Source organism: Capnocytophaga felis, from assembly GCF_009684755.1.
GTDB classification, from domain to species: Bacteria; Bacteroidota; Bacteroidia; order Flavobacteriales; family Flavobacteriaceae; genus Capnocytophaga; species Capnocytophaga felis.
This window is the reverse complement of the sequence record NZ_BLBC01000005.1, coordinates 319680-340392: the sequence shown is the minus strand read 5'-3', so window position 1 is coordinate 340392 and position 20713 is coordinate 319680. Positions and strand designations below refer to the sequence as shown.

The following is a 20713-nucleotide window of genomic DNA, read 5'->3' as shown; positions in this document are numbered from 1 at the left end:
TCAGAGTGAAAAAGCTTTGATAAGGTTTTTTATTTTTTGATATTCAATGGGTTTTCTTGTTGTTAAAGGCAAAACCTTAAAATAAAATCGGATATAGGAAAAGTAATTCGAAAGTAATAGATTGTATTTAAAAATATTTCGGAAGAATTAAGTGTTAAATTTTTTGAAAAATAGATTTTGTTTTTGTAGATTTGTGCAATTTTAAAATTATTTGGTTTTCAAATTTTTTAGAGTTGATAGTGATAAGTGAATTAAATCATAATTATTTAAAAATTTAATGTAAAAAATGTTTGTGAAAATATCTATTTTTAACATTTTGAGAGAGTGAATCAATATTATAGAACTATATTAACAACAATTTTTAAAATAACCAAAGTATGTTTAAACAATTATTTGCAACATTTGTGCTGATGCTCTTGGCGTTGCCACTGTCAGCACAGGTAAAGGTAACTGGAAAGGTTACCGATGAAAACAACAGTCCGCTGCCTGGTGCTAGCATCGTGGTAAAAGGGACTACAAGCGGAGTGAGTTCCGATTTCGATGGAAACTATGAAATCCAAGCCAAACAAGGCGATGTACTCGAAGTCTCGTTCATTGGCTTTCAAACCCAAACCAAAAAAGTAACGGGGGGGGGTAAATCATTAATTATCAACTTCTTACTAAAAGAAGACGCCCAACAACTCGATGATGTGGTAGTGGTTGGGTACGGAACACAGAAAAAAGAAAACTTAACAGGGGCAGTGGCTACTGTTGATGCCAAAGTTCTCTCTGACCGTCCTATTACAAAACTCTCTGAAGGACTTCAAGGGGCTGTTGGTAATTTGAATATAACTACAGGAACAGGGGGAGGAGAACCTAACGCTAACAAAAACATAAATATTCGCGGATACACAGGACTTGGGCGAACTGATGGTCCACTTGTTGTAATTGATGGAGTGCAAGGCGGTGATCTCAATACAATTAACCCAAATGATGTGGAAAGTATTTCCGTTGTAAAAGATGCAGCAGCAGCAGCTGTATATGGTTCTTCTGCACCTAACGGTGTAATCATCATCAAAACAAAACAAGGACGTAAGGGAACAAAAACGACTTTTTCTTATTCCAATAATTTTGGGTATGCTCAACCTATTGGAGTTCCTAAAATGCTGAACTCTCTTGATTTTGCTAATTTCTATAATGAAGCTGCTGCCAATGCGGGTCGTTCCCCTCTTTTTACAGATGAAGTTATTGATCGAGTTAAAGCCTATCAAGCAGGCACATTCCCTTATGAAACTGTTAAGCAGCCAGGTGAAAACAAATGGAGTGAGTGGATGGGGGCCAATGCCAATAATGATTGGTTTAAAATCTTATTAAAAGACATTTCATTATCTTCACAACATACGATGAGTGTAAATGGCGGTACTGAAGCAACAACATATTATGTAGGGATAGGAGTAAATAAAAAAGATGGACTTTTCCGTTATGGAAAAGATACCTTTACACGTTATAATCTGAGGACTAACATCACGACCGATGCTACTAGTTGGCTTACTTTTGGAGTGCGTTTGGCATATGCTCGTGAAAATTTTGATCGTCCTAATCGAGGTGGAAATTTAACTGGAAATAACTGGTTTCACCAAATTCCTAGAAAATTTCCAACAGTGCCTCTTTACTTACCTAATGGAGAATATTCACAACACAGTAATATTCCTTATATGGAGAATAGTCGCTTTGAGGAAATTTGGGATAAACCAACTCTGACAGGAGAGATTATTCTCAAACCTTTCAAGGGATTTTCTACAACGGTCAACTACACTTATACTGGATCTTTTGGTAATAACTTTAATCATTGGGGGACTATTTACGAAACGCTTCCTGATGGACAGAAAAGAGCTATGGAACATACCTCTATCAACTCTTTCAGTCGTTATTTCGAACGAAGGGAAGACCATACTTTTAATGCTTTTGCTAATTATGATTTTAGTTTGAGTAAACACGATTTTAAATTACTGGTTGGTTTCGTGGGAGAACGCTCTTCTTTTTTAGGAGCATCTGCTGCTAATAATAATTTGTATTCCGATTCTTTTCCATCGTTAAGTCTTACTTACGGGGCTTCTCCTTCGATATCTGATGAAATTCGTCATTTGGTAAGTGCAGGAATTTTTGGGCGTGTCAATTATAGTTATGATGATCGTTATTTATTAGAAATAGTAGGTCGCTATGATGGCTCGTCTAAATTTTTGGCAGATAGTCGTTGGCGTTTTTATCCTGGTTTTTCTGCTGGTTGGAATGTCCATAGAGAAAGCTTCTGGCCAGAAAGTGATATCGTTACCTCTTTGAAAATTAGAGGTTCTTACGGAAGTTTGGGCGATCAATCACTTTCAATTTATGAAAATAACTGGTATAAGAGAACATATCCTTTTTATCCTGATTTGGGAACCAGATCTCCTTCTGGAAGTAATTACCTTTTTGCAGGTGGGCGTGAAGCATATATAACGCTTCCAGGATTGGTTGATCCTACGCTTACTTGGGTTACTACCAATACAATTGATTTTGGTTTTGATGCTTCTTTATTCAAAAATCGTTTGTCAGTTGAGTTTGATTGGTATCGTAAAAACGTAAAAGATTACATAGGTCCCGCTGCTTTGCTTCCTAATACATTAGGAACGGGTGTACCACAGACCAATAGTGTTGGTTTCCGTACTGATGGTTGGGAGCTTACTTTAAATTGGAGAGATAGAATTGGTGAAGATTTTACTTATGGAGCAAAATTTGTATTGAGTGATTATCAAGGAATTGTTACCGAATATCCCAATGAAAAAAAATTTATAAACACTTGGTATGTGGGACAAAAAATGGGAGATATATGGGGTTATGAAACAGATCGTTATTTTACAGATGCAGCTGATGTAGCTACTTCTCCTGATCAAAGCAAAATACGTAAAAATTGGGGTGCAGGCGATATAAAATACAAAGACCTCAATGGTGATGGAAAAATTGATTGGGGACAAAACACTCTTGATGACTCAGGTGATAAGAGAGTCATAGGAAATAATACACCACGTTATAATTATAGTCTTTTGTTAGATGGTAGATATAAAAATTTTGATTTTAGTATTTTCTTACAAGGTGTTGGTAAGCGTGATGCTTGGGTAGGAAGTAACTACTTTTGGGGAATTACGGGTAGTGAGTGGCAGAGTTCTCCTTTTACAATACATTTAGAGGACCGTTGGACACCCAATACTCCTGATGGATATTTTCCTAAGTTTTATATGGATGGTAATATGGATAAAAATACTCAAGTGCAAACCAAATATTTGCAAGATGCAAGTTATTTGCGTATTAAAAACTTACAAATAGGATATTCTTTACCTAATGAGGTAATAGAAAAATTGAAAATGAGTAAATTTAGATTGTTTATAGGAGTAGATAATTTATATACATATTCACCAATGAAAAAACATTCGGTATTGGATCCGGAGTTATCTATCAACGATGCAAAGATTTATCCACTTCAACGAACTTACTCTGTTGGACTTAACTTAGAATTTTAATAGCTTAAAAGAATTTGAAATGAAAAATATATGTAAAATAATGATGTTGAGTGCAGTATTCGGTGTTTTTTCTGCCTGCCAGTTAGATGAAACCCCCAAAGATCATATTAGTGATGCTGATTTTTGGAAATCTGCTAATGATATGCGTTTGTATGTGAATAATTTTTATAATAATTATTTACCAAGTGATATTCAGACGTATTTTTCCGTTGGTCCTTATACTAAGGACGCTGACGAAGGTAGTGATAATATGATTAAAGTAGATTATGACCGAGATATTCTTAACGGAGAGCGAACTCTTCCTGCGAGTGATGGTAATTGGAGTTGGGGTAGTATCCGAAATGTAAACTATTTTTTAGGGAACTATCAAAAAGCTACTGTGAATTTTGATAGTTATAAAAAATATGTAGGTGAAGCTTATTTTTTTAAATCAATGCTTTATTTTTCTATGTTGAAAAAATATGGTGATTTGCCTTGGTACGAAAAAGCACTAACCACTCAAGATAAAGATGAACTTTATAAGGAAAGGGAGTCTCGTTATGAAATAGCTCATAAAATTATAGCAGATTTAAACAAAGCTATCGAATATCTTCCTACCAAAGCTGAAGGTGAAGCTTTTCGTATTAACAAAGAAATTGCACAGTTGTTAAAAGCTCGTATAGCTTTATATGAAGGAACTTGGGAGAAATACCATGCAGGTACCGTTTTTGGTGTAGCAGGCAAAGATGGTTCTGACTTCTTGAAGTTGGCTGCCGATGCCGCCGATGCTGTTATTAATTCAGGGGCTTATTCGCTTGATAATGTGGGAGTAGAAAATGGATATTGGTTATTGTTTAATCAAACAGATTATACATCAAGTAAAGAAGTTATGCTTTGGCGAAAATATAGTCCTTCTGATGGGCTTTATACTTTTTGGTCAAGATATTCACGACTCGGACTTGGAAAAGGATTTACCAAAAGTTTGATAGATAGCTATCTTTGTACAGATGGTAAGCCCATTTCAAGTAGCAACCTTTATAAGGGAGATATGAATTTGGTTAATGTAGTAACTAACAGAGACCCTCGTTTAAACCAAACAATGCAAGTGAATGATGATAAGCATTTTATCACACACAATTCGACTCCTCCCAATAAGTTTAAATATCCTGCTTTTTATGGACCTAATGAAGATAAATGCGTAACAGGGTATCAATTATACAAAGGGCATAATACAGATCAAACGCAACAAGAAATAGGAAAAGGTTCAGTGGGTTATATTTATTTCCGTTATGCAGAAGCCTTATTGATAAGTGCAGAAGCCAAAGCTGAACTGGGGACAATTACCCAATCAGATGTTGATAACACTATCAACAAATTAAGAAAACGTGTAGGGATGCCTGATTTAAATTTGAATGCCATTGACAAGGATACTAATTGGCAGTTCCCAACACTTTCTCCCATTATAAATGAAGTGCGTCGTGAGCGTCGTGTAGAATTAGCTATCGAAGGATATCGACACGACGATATTTGGAGATGGGCTGCTGCCGACGAACTTATCGTAGGCTGGAAGCCTAAGGGAGCTAAAAAATCTCAGTTTCAGTCTTTCATTAATGCAGATTTCACTCAACAAATCTACAATGCTTTATTAGAAGATGCGGATGGATATATAGATCCTTACCAAAAAACGCTACCTTCTGGGTATCAATTTAAATTAGGTAGAGACTACTTATTGCCTATTCCTACAGATCAGATAACATTAAATCCAAAACTGAAACAAAACCCAGGTTGGTAATAATTAATTTTTTAGCAAATAGATTTTTATTGATACAAAAAGGGGATTAGCAAAAGCTAATCCCCTTTTTGTATTGAAAATCTGAAGAACGCTATACTTAAAAAAGAATCTTTTCGAAATGCTTTGATTCGTTGTTATTATACCGTACAGAAACTTTAAATCATCTCAATATGTTCAAGCGGTTAATTTCTAATGTTTGTGTTAATGTTTTATTAACTGAGAATTATCTCTGTGGAGCCTATTGAAGCCTGTTTACAATTCTTAAAAGAATTTTGATTAATTCCGAAAGTTTTCTCTTTGAAAATTCTTTAAAAAAATGTAATTTTACGGCATATAAAATAAAACCAACCAAATGAAACCAAAAATATTAGAAAAAAAGTACATACTCCCCTTTGTACTAATAACGAGTTTATTTGCTCTTTGGGGATTTGCCAATGACATTACCAACCCTATGGTGGCAGCTTTTCAGACCGTGATGGAAATTCCTGTTAGCAAAGCCGCTTTAGTTCAGTTTGCCTTTTATGGAGGCTACGGAACAATGGCAATTCCTGCTGCCATTTTTGCACAGAAGTACAGCTACAAAAAGGGCATCTTGCTGGGGTTGTTACTCTATGCGGTAGGGGCATTGCTATTTTATCCTGCAGCACAATGGCAAGAATTTTCATTTTTCCTAATCTCACTTTATATTTTGACTTTCGGTCTTGCCTTTTTGGAAACTACGGCGAATCCTTACATTCTCTCAATGGGAAGCGAAATCACTGCCACCCGAAGGCTTAATTTGGCTCAGGCATTCAACCCAATGGGGTCTTTATTGGGAATGTTCGTGGCATCAAACTTTGTACTTTCTAACTTAGAATCGGACAAAAGAGACACAGCAGGAAATCTCATCTTCTCACAACTGCCAGAAGCTGAAAAACTTACCATAAAAACGCACGATTTGGGTATTATCAGTCAGCCATATATCCTTCTCGGAGGTTTTGTTCTGCTGATATTCATTATCATTGCTTTGACTAAAATGCCTCGAACACAAGGGAATATCAAAGAAAAACTCGACTTTTCAGGCAGTTTAAAACGGTTAGCTAAAAATAAAATTTATCGTGAAGGCGTTGTTGCACAAGTTTTTTATGTGGCAGCTCAAATTATGTGTTGGACGTTTATCATTCAATACGCAGAAAATATTGGGCTTAGTAAAGCTACTGCACAGCGGTACAATATATTGGCAATGGCAATTTTTCTTTCCTCTCGCTTTGTCAGCACATTTTTAATGAAATATGTAAAAGCTTCTATGATGCTTACTCTTTTTGCCGTTGGAGGGTTTGTTTCTATTTTAGGTGTTATTTTTATTGATGGAATGTTAGGCTTATATTGCCTAATTCTCACATCAGGATTTATGTCACTGATGTTCCCTACGATTTACGGTTTAGCTCTTGAAAAAACAGGTAAAGACACCGGATTGGGAGCTGCGGGCTTGGTTATGGCTATTGTGGGAGGAGCGTTAATGCCTCCTTTGCAAGGGAGTATTATTGATTTGGAAAGAATTGGAAATTTTGCGGCTGTGAATGTCTCTTTTGTGCTTCCGTTGTTGTGTTTTCTGATAATCGGAATTTACGGATTTCGAGTGTATTGCAGTGAAAAAGTAAGTTCATAATACTTTTAATTGTTTTTAAAGGTAAAATCTCTATGGAATTTTTTTCGTAGAGATTTTTTCATTTTTCAAGAAGTTGTTGTTTCTCTAATCCTTTCTTGCATAGCAAATTGTATTAATGAGAAAATAATTTGTCTTTTGCCTTAAAATCATTATTTTTGCCTTCTATTCATCAAAACAAAGAAAATTTATGGTTCGTTTGCAAATTGTTTTAGGATTTATTTTTTCGTTTATGGTTTCTTCGTTGTATTCGCAAGTAACTATTAATCAGGAAAATAATATTTCTGAATTGATGGAACTAAAAAAAGAAGTTGCTAAGAATGAAAGTGCTTATCAGATACAAATTTATAACGGAAACATCGCAGGAGCTAACGAGGCTTTGGCAAAGGTCAAGGAACAGTTAAAACAATATCCTTCTCAGTTAATTTTTGAAACTCCAAATTACAAAATCCGAATTGGAAGTTTCAGAACTCGTCTTGAGGCTGAAAAACATTTAGTTGAAGTAAAAAAAGTATATCCGGCTGCTTTTGTGATGGCTCCTAAAAAGTAGTTTCGGAGTGAAAATGTGAGGGATTGGCTATGTTTAAGAAAAATTCGCTTCGGTTACGTATCTTCTTGAGTATGACCTTTTTGATATTGATTGCTTTCGCTACGATTGCTGTGGTAATGATTCTTCAATATCAAAAGCAGGCGGTTGAGTATCACGATGAGCGGTTGATAGACAAAGAAAGCCAAATAAAAACACAAATTCACTATGTTCTTTCACAGACTACATATCCGGTTGAAACTTCATATATTTCATTGATTTTCAGGGAATCGATATATAATATTGCCAATATTTTAAATGTAAATTTTGATTTATACGACTTGAACGGAAATCTTCTGAAAAGTTCGCGTGCGGTACTTGGCGATAATAAAGACACTTTGAAAATTTCAAAGGATATTTTACAGAAACTCGCAACGGATATTGATAAGCGTTTTTCGGAACATAAAGAATTGGAGGGCAGAGGTTACCAAACTTCCTATGGTTATGTGAATGACTTGCAATTCAAGCCAATAGCCATCTTAAACATTCCTTATTTTGAGAATGATACATTTAACGAAAGGGCTTTGGAAGGGTCTTTGTATAATCTTTCTATGGTGTATTTTTCGTTGTTGGTTTTGGCATTGATTTTGGCATATTTTATTTCTTCTTACATAACTAAGTCATTGAAAACCATAGAGAAAAGACTTGAACGAACTCGGCTTTTGGAACGAAATGAAAAAATTATACTAAAATCACCAAGCACCGAAATAGGGCAGTTAGTAGGAGCTTATAATAGTATGATTGACGAAATTGAAAATAGTAAAGTGCTGTTAGCCAAGTCGGAACGAGAACAAGCGTGGCGAGATATGGCAAAGCAAGTGGCTCACGAAATTAAAAATCCACTTACTCCAATGCGGCTTTCACTACAAAGCTTTCAACGGAAATTCGGAAAGCAACCCGAAAATAGTGAAGAAGTAAACGAATTTTGTGAATCAATGATTCAACAGATTGATATTCTGAGTAATATATCAACTGCTTTTTCCGCTCTAACCAATATGCCGGACAAAAATGATGAATACTTTAATATCATCCCGATTGTTAAACGAACGCTGGATATTTTTGATTCTAAGTATATTACGTTTAATTGTGAAGAAAAAGAAATCATTGTTTTGTTTGATAAAGACCAAATGGGGCGTGTTGTAACTAATTTAGTGAAAAATGCTTTACAAGCTACTGAAGGTCAGTTTGATAGAAATATTTTGGTTTCTTTAAGCAAATCAAATAATTTTGTTGAATTATCCGTAAGTGATAACGGAGTTGGTATTTCTGCCGAAAATATGGACAAAATTTTTGAACCCAAATTTACTACAAAATCTACGGGAAGTGGTTTGGGGCTTGCAATGGTAAAAAGCATCGTTTCGTCCTACAACGGAACAATTTCCCTGACTTCCAAAGAAGGGGAGGGAAGTACATTCACCGTCCGATTGAAAAGTGAGGAAAGTTAAAGATTTTTTCTATTGCATTGATTTTCTGTAAGATTTCCACCATCTTTCGGGAATAATTCCTTGAGTAGCCTCGACATATTCTTTTTGATTGCAAGGCATTAATCCCAAAGGTAAATGATTCTGATGTCCTGAAAATTTATCGCTTCCGGGTTTCATCCACCAACGTCCAGTGGCATTGCTTTTGAAAAATTCAATTTGAACATCATCAATCGGGACGATATATTTTGTGTAATTGTCGTCATTTACAATGGGTAATTCTTTGATTCTGAAGTTGTATCCTTCATTGAAGTACCAAATCATTTCAGCTACTAATTCTGAGGCTAATTCTGTTTGTGGAATATCAAAAATTCCGTAAACTTGCACGTTGTTACTAATGCCTACATAACGAGAAATGGTACAAATTTCACGATTCGAAAAGCCATTTACATAGCCCGTTTCACTATTAATATCACGAGCCTGAACGCTTGTCATATCCACGCTTACAAGGTCTGCATCACGTGTTGCAGGTTCTATTGACGGGAGGTCGTTCACCACATTTCCTAATCGGTGAGCATCAAAACACATTTTGTCAAGCAAATCTAACTCTTCCTGTGCTACATAGTACGATTGATATCCTAAATTGGTGAAATCAAATAAGTTATTTGGAGTTTCGGTTAAAATTCTACTAAAATAAGAATTTTCGGAAAATAGTTCTTCCTCATCGTTGAAATCAAATTTGGCATCAACGCTTACCAAATTTACCATTTGCTCCAAATCGTCAAAACTTCGGTACAAAGCATACGTTAGGTGTTGTTCTCCTCCGACTACAATTGAGGTAATTCCTTTTTTTGTAAGATGACTAACCATCTCTTTTATAGCGAAATATGTGTCTTTTTCCGATGGGCTTTCTATCAAATTTCCTAAATCTGCCATTGTAAAATTCCAATTTCCCATATAAAGTGAATACAATTTTTTCCGAAAATCTGTCATTTTTCGGGTTGGACTTTCAATGCAGAAAAAAGCGACTTTTACTCCTTCCAAATCAGGTAATCCATCTTCCATAAGATGTTTTTTTATCTGAAAACCAATCTGTTGTTGTTTGTATACTTGCGAAGCGATTGAATCTGATATGGGTTGTAAATAAAATAATGGCATCTTTGTTAAAAAATTAATTATCAGCTATATTTTGAAAATCATTTTTGATAGAAATTAATAAAAGCCTGAAAATACGTGTTTTTCAAAATCAGACTAAGCCACAAAGTTACATTTTATTTTCAATTCGATTATAAATATCACAAAAAATAAATACTTTTGCTTTTGATAGAATTTAAAATTATGTATTGATGAAATCTATTCAAGATATCCGAAAAGATTTTCCTATATTGGAACGCAAAGTAAATGGTAAACCTCTAATATATTTTGATAATGCGGCTACTTCACAAACTCCTGTGCAAGTGATAGATAGCGTTGTGCATTACTATTCTTTTTTGAATGCTAATATTCATCGGGGAGTGCATACTCTTAGTCAAGAAGCAACTGATGCTTATGAAAAGGCTCGCATCAAATTGCAAAAGCATTTCAATGCAAAAAAGTCATCTGAAATTATTTTTACTTCCGGAGCTACACAAGCTATCAATTTGGTAGCCAATGGATATGCTTTAATTTTGAAAGAAGGAGATGAGATTATTGTTTCGGCATCGGAGCATCACAGCAATATTGTTCCGTGGCAGTTTACTTGTGAGAGAAGCGGAGCAACTTTGAAAGTCATTCCGATGGATAAAAAAGGCATTTTAGACCTTGAAGCATTTAATAAATTATTGAGTAATCGAACAAAATTAGTATGTGTACAGCACGTTTCCAATGCGTTAGGGAATATTCATCCTATTGAAATTATCATTAAAAAAGCTCACGAAAAAGGTGCTGTGGTATTGGTAGACGGAGCTCAATCTGCTCCACATATTCAAACTGATGTTCAGGCTCTTGATGTTGATTTTTATGTCGTATCTGCTCATAAAATGTATGGTACTACAGGAGTGGGAGCTCTTTATGGTAAGGAAGAATTATTAAGCAAACTTCCTCCGTATCAAGGTGGGGGAGAAATGATTAAAGAGGTTAAGTTTGAAGGCTCTACTTATGCCGATTTGCCACATAAATTTGAAGCAGGAACGCCTAATATTTGCGGAGGAATTGCTTTCGGGAGTGCGATAGATTATATTCACGAACTTGGAATTGAAAATATAGCAAATTATGAGCACAAATTGTTGGAATATGCCACCCAAAAGCTAAAAATGATTGATGGAATTGAAATTTACGGAAACGACGACCTTTCCAAACGAACAGCAGTTATTTCATTCAATTTGAAAGGAATACATCCGTATGATGTAGGCACGATTTTGGATAAATTAGGAATTGCTGTCAGAACGGGGCATCATTGTGCACAACCCATTATGGAGTTTTACAACATTCCGGGAACCGTTCGAGTGAGCTTTGCGGTCTATAATACTTTCGAGGAAATAGACATTTTCATTGAAGGACTCAAAAAAGCTCAAATGATGTTACAATAATACGAACAGAATCTCATATTTTTCTGAAAATAAAGACTTTAAAAATGAAAAATTTCCTTTTTTTTGTATTTCTTATATTGTTTCTATCTTGTAAAAATAATTCTTCAAAAACAAAAACAGATGCGATTGAAGCAGAAAAAATGCCTGAGTCAGAAAATATTTCTTTAACAGAAATTTCTGATAATGAAAATATTATTTCTGAAGAAGAAAAAATTGAGTCGCCTCACAGCGATTTTGTGAATATCAAAAGTCTGTCAAGTGATTTTATTTTAGACATCAAGTATGCTACAGAAGATAATTTTTTGAATCAAGCCGTGTATGATTGTCCTGAATGTTATTTGCGTAAAGCCACAGCAGAGGCTTTAGTTGCTGCAAATGAGGAGTTTAAATCTTTGGGTTTTCGGCTCAAATTATTTGATTGTTATCGTCCACTTTCGGTACAGAAAAAAATGTGGACAATTTTGCCAGGAACACATTACGTGGCGAATCCCGCAAAAGGTTCAAAACACAATCGAGGAGCTGCGGTGGATGTAACTCTGGTCGATGTAAATGGAAATGAGCTGGATATGGGAACTCCTTTTGATTTCTTTGGAAAAGAAGCTCATCATACTTACACAAATTTGCCAGAAGAAGTGCTGAAAAATCGGAAGTTGTTGAAAGATATTTTGCATAAGCATAATTTCAAATCAATTTATTCCGAGTGGTGGCATTATGAGTTTCGTCCTGAAATGAACTCAAAAGTAGAAGATTTTGTTTGGGAATGCCAGTAACTTCATTTCCTAATAAAAAATTAAAAGTCTTTTTTTTTCAAAAGAAAAACAGTAATTTCGTAGCTTGATAAGAGATTTTCATAAAAACGAAAAATGAAAAAATATACACAATATTTTACTTTAGTCTTTGTAATTCAGTTGTTTATTTTTGGGTGTACTCCTAATGCAAACACGTATTACAACCGACAAATGCAACCCATCGTTACGAAATACAATGTACTTTTCAATGGAGAAGAGGCTTTTGATTTAGGCTTGAAGGAGCTTCAAGAACAATATCAGGATAATTTCAGTGAGATTCTGCCTGTGGAGCCTATCAAAATGTCAGGAAAAATTCAATTAGATGGTATTGAAAATCCGAATTTTGAACGAGCAGAGGAAAAAGCTATCAAAACAATTCAGTTGCATTCAATGGTTTTTAAGGGAGTTCAGCGAAATTATAAAATTGATGATGCGTACGTACTGTTAGGAAAAGCTCGTTACTACAACGAACGCTTTCTTCCTGCCTTAGAGGCTTTTAATCATCTACTTACAAACTACGGAAAAAGTGAGCGTATCCCTGAAGCCGCGATTTGGACTCAAAAAACAAACCTTCGGTTAGGGAAAGATAAAATCGCAATAGAAAAACTTCACGAATTGCTATCTGTTGAAAAATTACGCAAGAATGACAAAGCAGAAGCCTATGCAACATTAGGGCAAGCATACATTAATCAGGAAATGTATCCTAATGCGGCTGAAGCTCTTTATCTGGCAGGAAAATACACTAAAAATAATCTCCTCAGAGGAAGATATTATTTCATTGCTGCTCAACTTTATGAGAAGCAAAAACAACGAGATTCGGCAGTGGTTGCTTATGAAAAAGTGATTGGTTTGAATTGGAAAATTTCACGAAAATTGTGGATGGAAGCCCAAGCAGGAAAAGCTCGTAATAAAGATTTTTCGCCCGAAGAGAAAAGTGAATATTTGAAATATTTGACAAAATTAGAAAAACGCTATGAACATAAAGATTTATTAGATGTTCTCTACTTCACACACGCTTCACTTATTGAGGAAAACAGCAAGGCAACTGCTGCCGATTTCTATCGTAAATCTTTGAAAAATAACAAAGAAAATAATCCTCTTAAAGCAAAAACACACGAACGATTGGCAGAAATTTTCTTTGAGCAGAAAGATTATACGGGAGCGTATCATCACCTGGACAGTACTTTGGCTTACATTCCGGAACATACCTTTGAGCGTCTTTATATTGAACGAAAAAAAGAAAATTTAGCTAAAATTACGGAACTGGAATATACTGTAAAACAAAACGATAGCATCATAAGAATCGCGAAATTACCAAAAGAAGAACAATTAAATTTCTTTCAAAAGCATATTGATTCTCTGCAAAAAGCAGTAGAACAAAAACAACTTGTGTCCTCATCAAATGACTTAGGTTCAGGTTTTTATGTTCAAAATATGCCTGAACAACAAGGAGGAAAGTTTTATTTTTACAATCCAATGGCGATAGCTTACGGAAAACAACAATTTCAGCAATATTGGGGAAATCGTGCTTTGGAGGACAATTGGCGTTGGTCTTCAAAAGAAAAAAATGTAGTTGTACAATCTTCAGAAGTTACTGAAAATGAAGAGAATATTTCTGACAGAAATTCTTTAACAGCTGAATTTTTCATCGAAAAGTTACCAAAATCAGAAGAGGAAATAATACGATTGGAAAAAGATAGAAATCAGGCTTTGTATCAATTAGGAGTTCTGTATAGGTCTAAATTTGGTGATGATGAATTAGCAATCAATCGTTTGGAGAAATTATTGAAAGTTAATCCTGATGCTAATCTGGAAGTAGCCGCACTGTATGAATTGTACAAAAATTATATTGATTCGGATAATTCAAAATCGGAAGATTTTAAGAATCAATTGCTTAATAAATTTCCGGAATCGGATTATGCAAGCATTTTGAAGGGGAACATATCTTCGCAACAACAGAAAGACCAAAAAGCTCAGGAACTTTTAGAAGCCCTTACCGCTGAATTTGAAAGTGGAAAAATTGCAGAAACATTGCATCGTTTGGAAGAGAATAGGCTTTCTTTTCACGAAACGGCTGTCGCTCCTAAATTGGAAATGTTGAAGGCTGATGCCGTTGCCCGCTTGTATGGGATTGAGTCGTATCGTCAAGTACTTGAGCAAATTACGATGAATTATCCTGAAACAGAGGAAAGTAAGCTAGCTAAAGAATTACTGGAAAAATTAAGTAATACAGAGAAGGAAGAGTTTGTTTCTGATGAAAAAACAAAGTCTTGGAAGGTGGTTATCGCCGGTACTTCTGCGGAAAATCGGCAAGAAATCAGAGTTCAGCTTGTTGAGAAGTTGGCTACGATTTCAGATAAAATTTCTGTGTCAGAAGATATTTATAATTCTGATGAAACTTGGCTCGTTGTTCACGGACTTCAAAATCGAAATACAGCAGAAAGCATTATTGAAAAACTACAAGAAATTCAAACAAATCATAAGTTTACTAACTTCGTCATCGCAACTGAAAATTATCGTTTAGTGCAAATTAAAAAGAACAAAGAAAAATATTTTGAGTACGAAAATAGTTTAAAAAAATAGAAATTCTGTATTGAAAAAGAAAAAGGCTATCGTTTAGGATAGCCTTTTTTATCATACCAAAAACTGAAACAAATCAGGTTTGTTGTTAAGGTAATCGCCGTAGAAATTGTGTTTTTTCATTCGGTCGATAAGAGGTTTTAGGTCGGATTCGTGTTTTAGTTCGATACCCACCACGGCAGGTCCGTTTTCACGATTATGCTTTTTGGAATATTCAAAATAAGTAATATCATCGGTTTTACCGAGTATTTCTGCCACAAATTCTTTCAATGCACCGGCACGTTGCGGAAAACGCACGATAAAATAATGCTTCAAATTGGCGTAAAGCAAGGCACGTTCTTTAATTTCTGCCGTTCGGGTAATGTCGTTATTGCTTCCGCTGATAACACAAACCACATTTTTACCTTTGATTTTCTCTTTATAAAAATCCAAAGCTGAAATAGCCAACGCTCCGGCAGGTTCCACCACAATGGCATCACGGTTGTATAAATCCAAAATGGTTTGGCAAACCTTGCCTTCGGGTACTAATACGATATCATCAAGAAATTGTCGGCAAATTGCAAAATTCAAATCCCCAACTTTTTTAACCGATGCTCCATCTACAAACTTGTCAATTTCAGTGAGTTCTACAGGTTTTCCTGCCTTTAAGGCTTCTTGCATTGACGGAGCTCCCAAAGGCTCAACCCCGATGATTTTCGTTTGGGGCGAAAGAGTTTTAAACATTGCCGAAAGCCCCGCCGAAAGTCCGCCACCACCTATGGGAACAAACACATAATCTACTGAGTTTTTAGCTTGATCTAATATTTCCAGCCCGATAGTTGACTGTCCTTCAATGACTTTTTCATCATCGAAGGGAGGCACGAAAGTCTTTTCGTTTTCTTTGGCAAATTGTATCGCTGCATAGTTTGAATCGTCAAAGGTGTCGCCTTGCAGAATGATATTAACATTCTCTTCTCCAAACATTTGCACTTGTTCTATCTTCTGCTGTGGGGTGGTTACGGGCATATAAATATCGCATTTGATGCCCAACATTCGGCAGGAAAGCGCCACTCCTTGTGCGTGATTTCCGGCACTTGCACAGACGATGCCTTTCTGCTTGTCGGTTTCCGATAAAGAACTGATTTTGTTGTAAGCTCCTCGTATTTTATAGGAACGAACCTGCTGTAAATCTTCTCTTTTCAGAAAGACCTCAGCTTCAAATAATTTGCTGAGTCGCATACTCTGCGAAAGTGGCGTAGTGGTTATCACGGATTTTATCCGCAACATTGCTTTTTGTACTTCTTGAACTTGTGGTATGTATGTCGTTACTTCCATATTTTCCATTTTGTTTATAGATTATTTTCCTAATTTGGTCGTGTTATAAAAAGTATGATGGAAGTTCTGATTGTCAGGCTGAACGAAGTCGAAGCCCTGTAATGATAAGGCTTCGACTTCGCTCAGCCTGACAGAAATACTCTCTTTGTTAAAAGTATTATACTTTTTGCAGCACTTCCCCTAATTTTATGTTTTAAAAAACTTAAAATCAAGAATATCATTTGATAAAAGTTACTATTTTATCCGTTTCATATCCGTCATATAAGCGCGCAAACGCTCTCCGATGATTTCTATCGGATGGTTTTGCAGAGCTTTGTTTATGGCTATCAATTCCGAATTATCCACTTTATTGGACGCTGAAAAATCGCGACCGATGATTTCCTTTTCCAACGTATTGATATAATCGGAAAGTAACGGACGACACGCATTATCAAAGAGATAATTCCCGTATTCAGCAGTGTCGGAAATGGTTTTGTTCATTTCGTACAATTTTTTGCGTGCAACGGTATTGGCTATAAGCGGTAGTTCGTGGAGCGATTCGTAATAAGCTGATTCTTCCTTCACTCCTGATTCGGTCATCACCTCAAAAGCTAATTCTACTCCCGCCTTTACGATGGCAACCAAAAGCGTTCCGTGGTCAAAATACGTCTGTTCCTCAATGGTTTTTGCGGTGGCAGGCGTTTGCTCGAAATCGGTTTGAGCGGTTTGGTTACGCCACAAAAGGAGATTTTTATCGTCATTTGCCCAATCTTCCATCATCGTTTTTGAAAAATGCCCGCTCAAAATATCGTCCATATGTTTTTCAAAAAGCGGACGCATCATTTGTTTAAGTTCTTCGGCTATGGCAAAAGCTCTAATTTTGGCAGGATTCGACAAGCGATTCATCATATGGGTAATTCCGCCGTGTTTCAGAGCTTCGGTGATGGTTTCCCAGCCGTATTGAATCAGTTTTGAAGCATACTCGGGAGTAATTCCTTCTCGTTTCATCTTGTTGAAAGCCAGCACAGAACCCGTTTGAAGCAATCCGCAGAGCATTGTTTGTTCGCCCATAAGGTCAGATTTTACTTCGGCAACGAACGATGAACGAAGCACGCCCGCAGTGTGGCTACCCAAAGCCACGGCGTAGGCTTTTGCCCACTCGAAACCTTTGCCTTCGGGGTCATTTTCAGGATGAACAGCAATTAAAGTTGGTACGCCAAATCCTCTTTTGTATTCTTCGCGAACTTCCGAACCCGGCGACTTGGGAGCGATCATAATTACGGTAATATCTTTGCGTATTTCGATGCCTTCTTCTACAATGTTAAATCCGTGTGAGTACGAGAGCGTTGCTCCCTGCTTCATCAAAGGCATAATGTTGTTAATCACGGAAGTATGTTGTTTGTCGGGAGTCAAATTACACACCAAATCCGCTGTGGGAATAAGCTCCTCAAAAGTGCCTACCTTGAAGCCGTTGGCTGTTGTGTTGGTGTACGAAGGGCGTTTTTGGGCAATGGCACACTCACGCAAAGCGTAGGAAACGTCCAAACCCGAATCACGCATATTTAATCCTTGGTTAAGTCCCTGAGCACCAGCTCCTACAATTACGATTTTCTTCCCTTTTAGTGCTTCCCCTCCTTGGCTGAAATCATTTTTCTGTAATAGTTCGCAAACGCCTAATTGTGCTAACTTCTCTCTGAAATTCAATGTATTAAAATAATTTTTCATTTTTTGTTCTGATTTAATTTAAAGATTTATATGGATTGTGTTCTTAAAAATATGAAGATATAGCTAACTTTATATAATTTGCCCTTTACTTCTGTTCTTTTGTCTTGAAACAAAAGAACCAAAAATTCAAGACTTTGGATACTCCGCTAAAAATCAATTCATTTTCGCTGAAAATCTCCAAACTTGCTCTCTTCGGTCGCTTCGAACAGTGGATATTTTCTACGCTTCATTCATTGATTTTCTTAACGCTTCGTCTCCAAGGTCGTAAACTTACTCTTGAAAAAACTGTTTTTCTCACATCATACTTTTTGAATTATCTCTACTATTTTTGGTTATCTACTTCATATTTGTTGAGCAAGGGCGATACGTTCATCTCTGCTTTGGAAACGGCAATACGAGCCGAGCCCGAAAATTGCATTATTCCGTAAGGTTTGAGTTCTTTGTAAAGCTGTTCGATGCTCTCTCGCGTACCTGTTTTCGATATGACATAAAAATCCTTATAAACTGCCGCTATGGTCGCGTTATTTCGCTGAATGATAGTTTGTACGGGAGCTTGTTCGTCAAAAAGTGATGTGGGCGACATTTTGAAAAGTGAATTTTCCAGCGAGATGATTTCTTCATCGGTGTGGTAAAATACCTTTATGATTTCGATTTGTTTTTCAATCTGTTTTACAATATGTTCTACCCATTTTTGTGTGGTGTGGGTTACGATAATCATTCGGAAAACATTGTCGATTTCGGATTTCGATACGTTAATGCTTTCCATATCAATGTGTCTTCTGAGGAAAATTCCCGTTACTCTGTTGAGCAGTCCGAGTTGATTTTCCGAATATATAGTGATGGTATATGTTTTTTGTTCCATATTTTACATTTTTACGTTTGAGGTTTAGAGTTTCAGGTTCAATGTTTAAAGTTTAGTTTCATTATTTATTTGAAACTTTGGTGATGTAAAAAGTATGATGTCTTATAAAACACGTGTTTTTGTCAGGCTGAGCGAAGTCGAAGCCTTATCATTACAGGGCTTCGACTTCGCTCAGCCTGACAATCAGAACTACCATCATACTTTTTATAACACGACCGAAACTTTGTTCGTTGTTCATTGTTCATTGATTTTTTATCGCAATCGTACTTCCGAAACCGAAGCCCCTGTAGGCACCATCGGAAAAACGTTGTTTTCTTTTTCGACACGAACTTCCAAGAAATACGCCTTGTCGGAGGCAAGCATTTCTTTGACCGCCTCTTCCAAATCTTTCCGTTGGGTAACCAATCGCGACTCAATGTGATAGCCTTCTGCAATTTTAATAAAATCAGGATTTACCATTTCGGTGGAAGCATAACGACGGTCAAAAAATAGCTCTTGCCACTGACGAACCATTCCTAAAAATTCGTTGTTTAAAACCACTATTTTCACGGAGATTTGCGATTGGAATATCGTACCGAGTTCCTGAATGGTCATCTGAAAACCGCCATCGCCGATGATTGCAACTACTTGTTTTTGAGGAACTCCAACTTTTGCCCCGATAGCCGCCGGCAAGGCAAAACCCATCGTTCCCAAACCTCCCGAAGTGATTTTACTACGAGTGTTTTTGAATTTGGCATAACGACAAGCCATCATTTGATGTTGCCCCACATCCGAAACGATAACAGCTTCTTCTTCTGAATGTTTGTTTATCAATTTGAGTACTTCTCCCATTGTAAGTCCTTCTTTTTCAGGATACAATTCGTTTTTGATGACTGTTTCATATTCTTCTTTATCGTATTTTTTAAATTCATCTCGCCAATGTGTATATTTTTTCTCTTCAATTAAAGGAATGATTTTCTGCAAGGCTTCTTTTACATCTGCCAAAACGGCAACATCGGTTTTTACGTTTTTGTCTATTTCGGCAGGGTCAATATCAAAATGTATGATTTTCGCTTGTTTGGCATATCTATTCAAATCGCCTGTAACACGGTCGTCAAAACGCATTCCGAGAGCGATAAGCACATCGCAGGCATTAGTAAGCATATTCGGAGCATAATTACCGTGCATTCCCACCATCCCGACGTAATTCGGGTGATTGGTAGGCAAGGCTGAGAGTCCCAAAATAGTTGTCGCTGCCGGAATATCTGCCTTTTCCAAAAAGGTTTTCAATTCATTTTCAGCTTGACCTAAAATGATTCCTTGTCCGAAAATTACATACGGTTTTTGTGCTTTATTGATGATTCGTGCTGCTTCTTCAATTTTAGTTGGGTCAATTTCAGGAATAGGTTTGTAGCTTCTTATTCCGTTACATTTTTTATAGTTGAAATGAGCAACTTGGTCAAACTGAGCACTTTTTACAATGTCGATAAGTACCGGTCCGGGTCTTCCGGAACGAGCTATATGGAAGGCTTTGGCAATTACCTCAGGTATTTCTTCTACTTCGGTGATTTGATAATTCCACTTGGTTACGGGCGTTGAAATCCCGATGATGTCCGTTTCTTGGAAGGCATCGGTTCCTAATAAGTGTTTGGCGACCTGTCCGGTAATACACACCAATGGCGTGGAATCGATTTGGGCATCGGCAATTCCGGTGATGATATTGGTAGCTCCCGGTCCGGAAGTTGCGAAAACCACCCCAACTCTTCCCGTAGCACGAGCGTAACCTTGTGCTGCGTGAATAGCTCCTTGCTCGTGGCGAGTGAGAATGTGCCTCAACTGATTTTGGTATTTGTAAAGTTCGTCATAAACGGGCATTATGGCACCGCCCGGATATCCGAAAGCCAAATCGACCCCTTCGGCTAATAAACATTTGATTAAAACTTCTGCTCCTGTCATCATATTT

13 protein-coding genes are annotated in these 20713 nt (G+C 36.5%); 8 read left to right on the top strand and 5 right to left on the bottom strand.

Going from position 1 to position 20713, the window contains the following annotated elements; translation table 11 throughout:
* The first annotated feature begins 377 nt into the window (after positions 1–377).
* The 5 genes from GN105_RS02755 (at position 378) to GN105_RS02735 (ending at position 8980) form a co-directional block, all read left to right on the top strand.
* A complete protein-coding gene (locus GN105_RS02755) occupies positions 378–3533 on the top strand; it encodes a SusC/RagA family TonB-linked outer membrane protein (RefSeq protein WP_155283912.1) in 3156 nt (1051 codons plus the stop codon).
* 19 nt (positions 3534–3552) lie between these two features.
* Positions 3553–5304 carry a RagB/SusD family nutrient uptake outer membrane protein gene (locus GN105_RS02750; protein WP_155283911.1) on the top strand — a complete coding sequence of 584 codons (1752 nt, stop codon included), beginning with the start codon at positions 3553–3555 and terminating at the stop codon, positions 5302–5304.
* Between the two features lie 352 nt (positions 5305–5656).
* Positions 5657–6952 (top strand): L-fucose:H+ symporter permease, encoded by a 1296-nt coding sequence (gene fucP, locus GN105_RS02745; RefSeq protein WP_155283910.1) that lies wholly within the window; start codon positions 5657–5659, stop codon positions 6950–6952.
* 187 nt (positions 6953–7139) lie between these two features.
* Positions 7140–7499 (top strand): SPOR domain-containing protein, encoded by a 360-nt coding sequence (locus GN105_RS02740; RefSeq protein WP_155283909.1) that lies wholly within the window; start codon positions 7140–7142, stop codon positions 7497–7499.
* 29 nt (positions 7500–7528) lie between these two features.
* Positions 7529–8980 carry a sensor histidine kinase gene (locus GN105_RS02735; protein WP_155283908.1) on the top strand — a complete coding sequence of 484 codons (1452 nt, stop codon included), beginning with the start codon at positions 7529–7531 and terminating at the stop codon, positions 8978–8980.
* 9 nt (positions 8981–8989) lie between these two features.
* On the opposite strand, the gene GN105_RS02730 is transcribed toward GN105_RS02735, so the two are convergent.
* Positions 8990–10114, bottom strand: coding sequence for a formimidoylglutamase (locus GN105_RS02730; RefSeq protein WP_155283907.1), 1125 nt, complete (start codon positions 10112–10114; stop codon positions 8990–8992).
* 188 nt (positions 10115–10302) lie between these two features.
* Here GN105_RS02730 and GN105_RS02725 point away from each other — a divergent pair, with 188 nt between their 5' ends.
* From GN105_RS02725 to porW, 3 genes are all read left to right on the top strand, one after another.
* Positions 10303–11523, top strand: coding sequence for an aminotransferase class V-fold PLP-dependent enzyme (locus GN105_RS02725; RefSeq protein WP_155283906.1), 1221 nt, complete (start codon positions 10303–10305; stop codon positions 11521–11523).
* Between the two features lie 44 nt (positions 11524–11567).
* Positions 11568–12293 carry a M15 family metallopeptidase gene (locus GN105_RS02720; RefSeq protein WP_227978804.1) on the top strand — a complete coding sequence of 242 codons (726 nt, stop codon included), beginning with the start codon at positions 11568–11570 and terminating at the stop codon, positions 12291–12293.
* Between the two features lie 93 nt (positions 12294–12386).
* Positions 12387–14894 carry a type IX secretion system periplasmic lipoprotein PorW/SprE gene (porW, locus tag GN105_RS02715; RefSeq protein ID WP_155283904.1) on the top strand — a complete coding sequence of 836 codons (2508 nt, stop codon included), beginning with the start codon at positions 12387–12389 and terminating at the stop codon, positions 14892–14894.
* A 51-nt stretch (positions 14895–14945) separates the two neighbouring features.
* On the opposite strand, the gene ilvA is transcribed toward porW, so the two are convergent.
* From ilvA to ilvB, 4 genes are all read right to left on the bottom strand, one after another.
* Positions 14946–16205: a threonine ammonia-lyase IlvA gene (gene ilvA / locus GN105_RS02710; protein WP_155284312.1), complete on the bottom strand. Its 1260-nt coding sequence runs from the start codon at positions 16203–16205 to the stop codon at positions 14946–14948.
* Positions 16206–16439: 234 nt separating this feature from the next.
* Positions 16440–17909 (bottom strand): ketol-acid reductoisomerase, encoded by a 1470-nt coding sequence (gene ilvC, locus GN105_RS02705; RefSeq protein WP_155283903.1) that lies wholly within the window; start codon positions 17907–17909, stop codon positions 16440–16442.
* A gap of 322 nt (positions 17910–18231) precedes the next feature.
* The gene (gene ilvN / locus GN105_RS02700) at positions 18232–18771 is read right to left on the bottom strand and encodes an acetolactate synthase small subunit (protein ID WP_155283902.1); all 540 of its coding nucleotides are present in this window, start codon (positions 18769–18771) and stop codon (positions 18232–18234) included.
* A gap of 252 nt (positions 18772–19023) precedes the next feature.
* Positions 19024–20706, bottom strand: a complete 1683-nt coding sequence (gene ilvB / locus GN105_RS02695) for a biosynthetic-type acetolactate synthase large subunit (protein WP_155284311.1) — start codon at positions 20704–20706, stop codon at positions 19024–19026.
* Between the last annotated feature and the right edge of the window lie 7 nt (positions 20707–20713).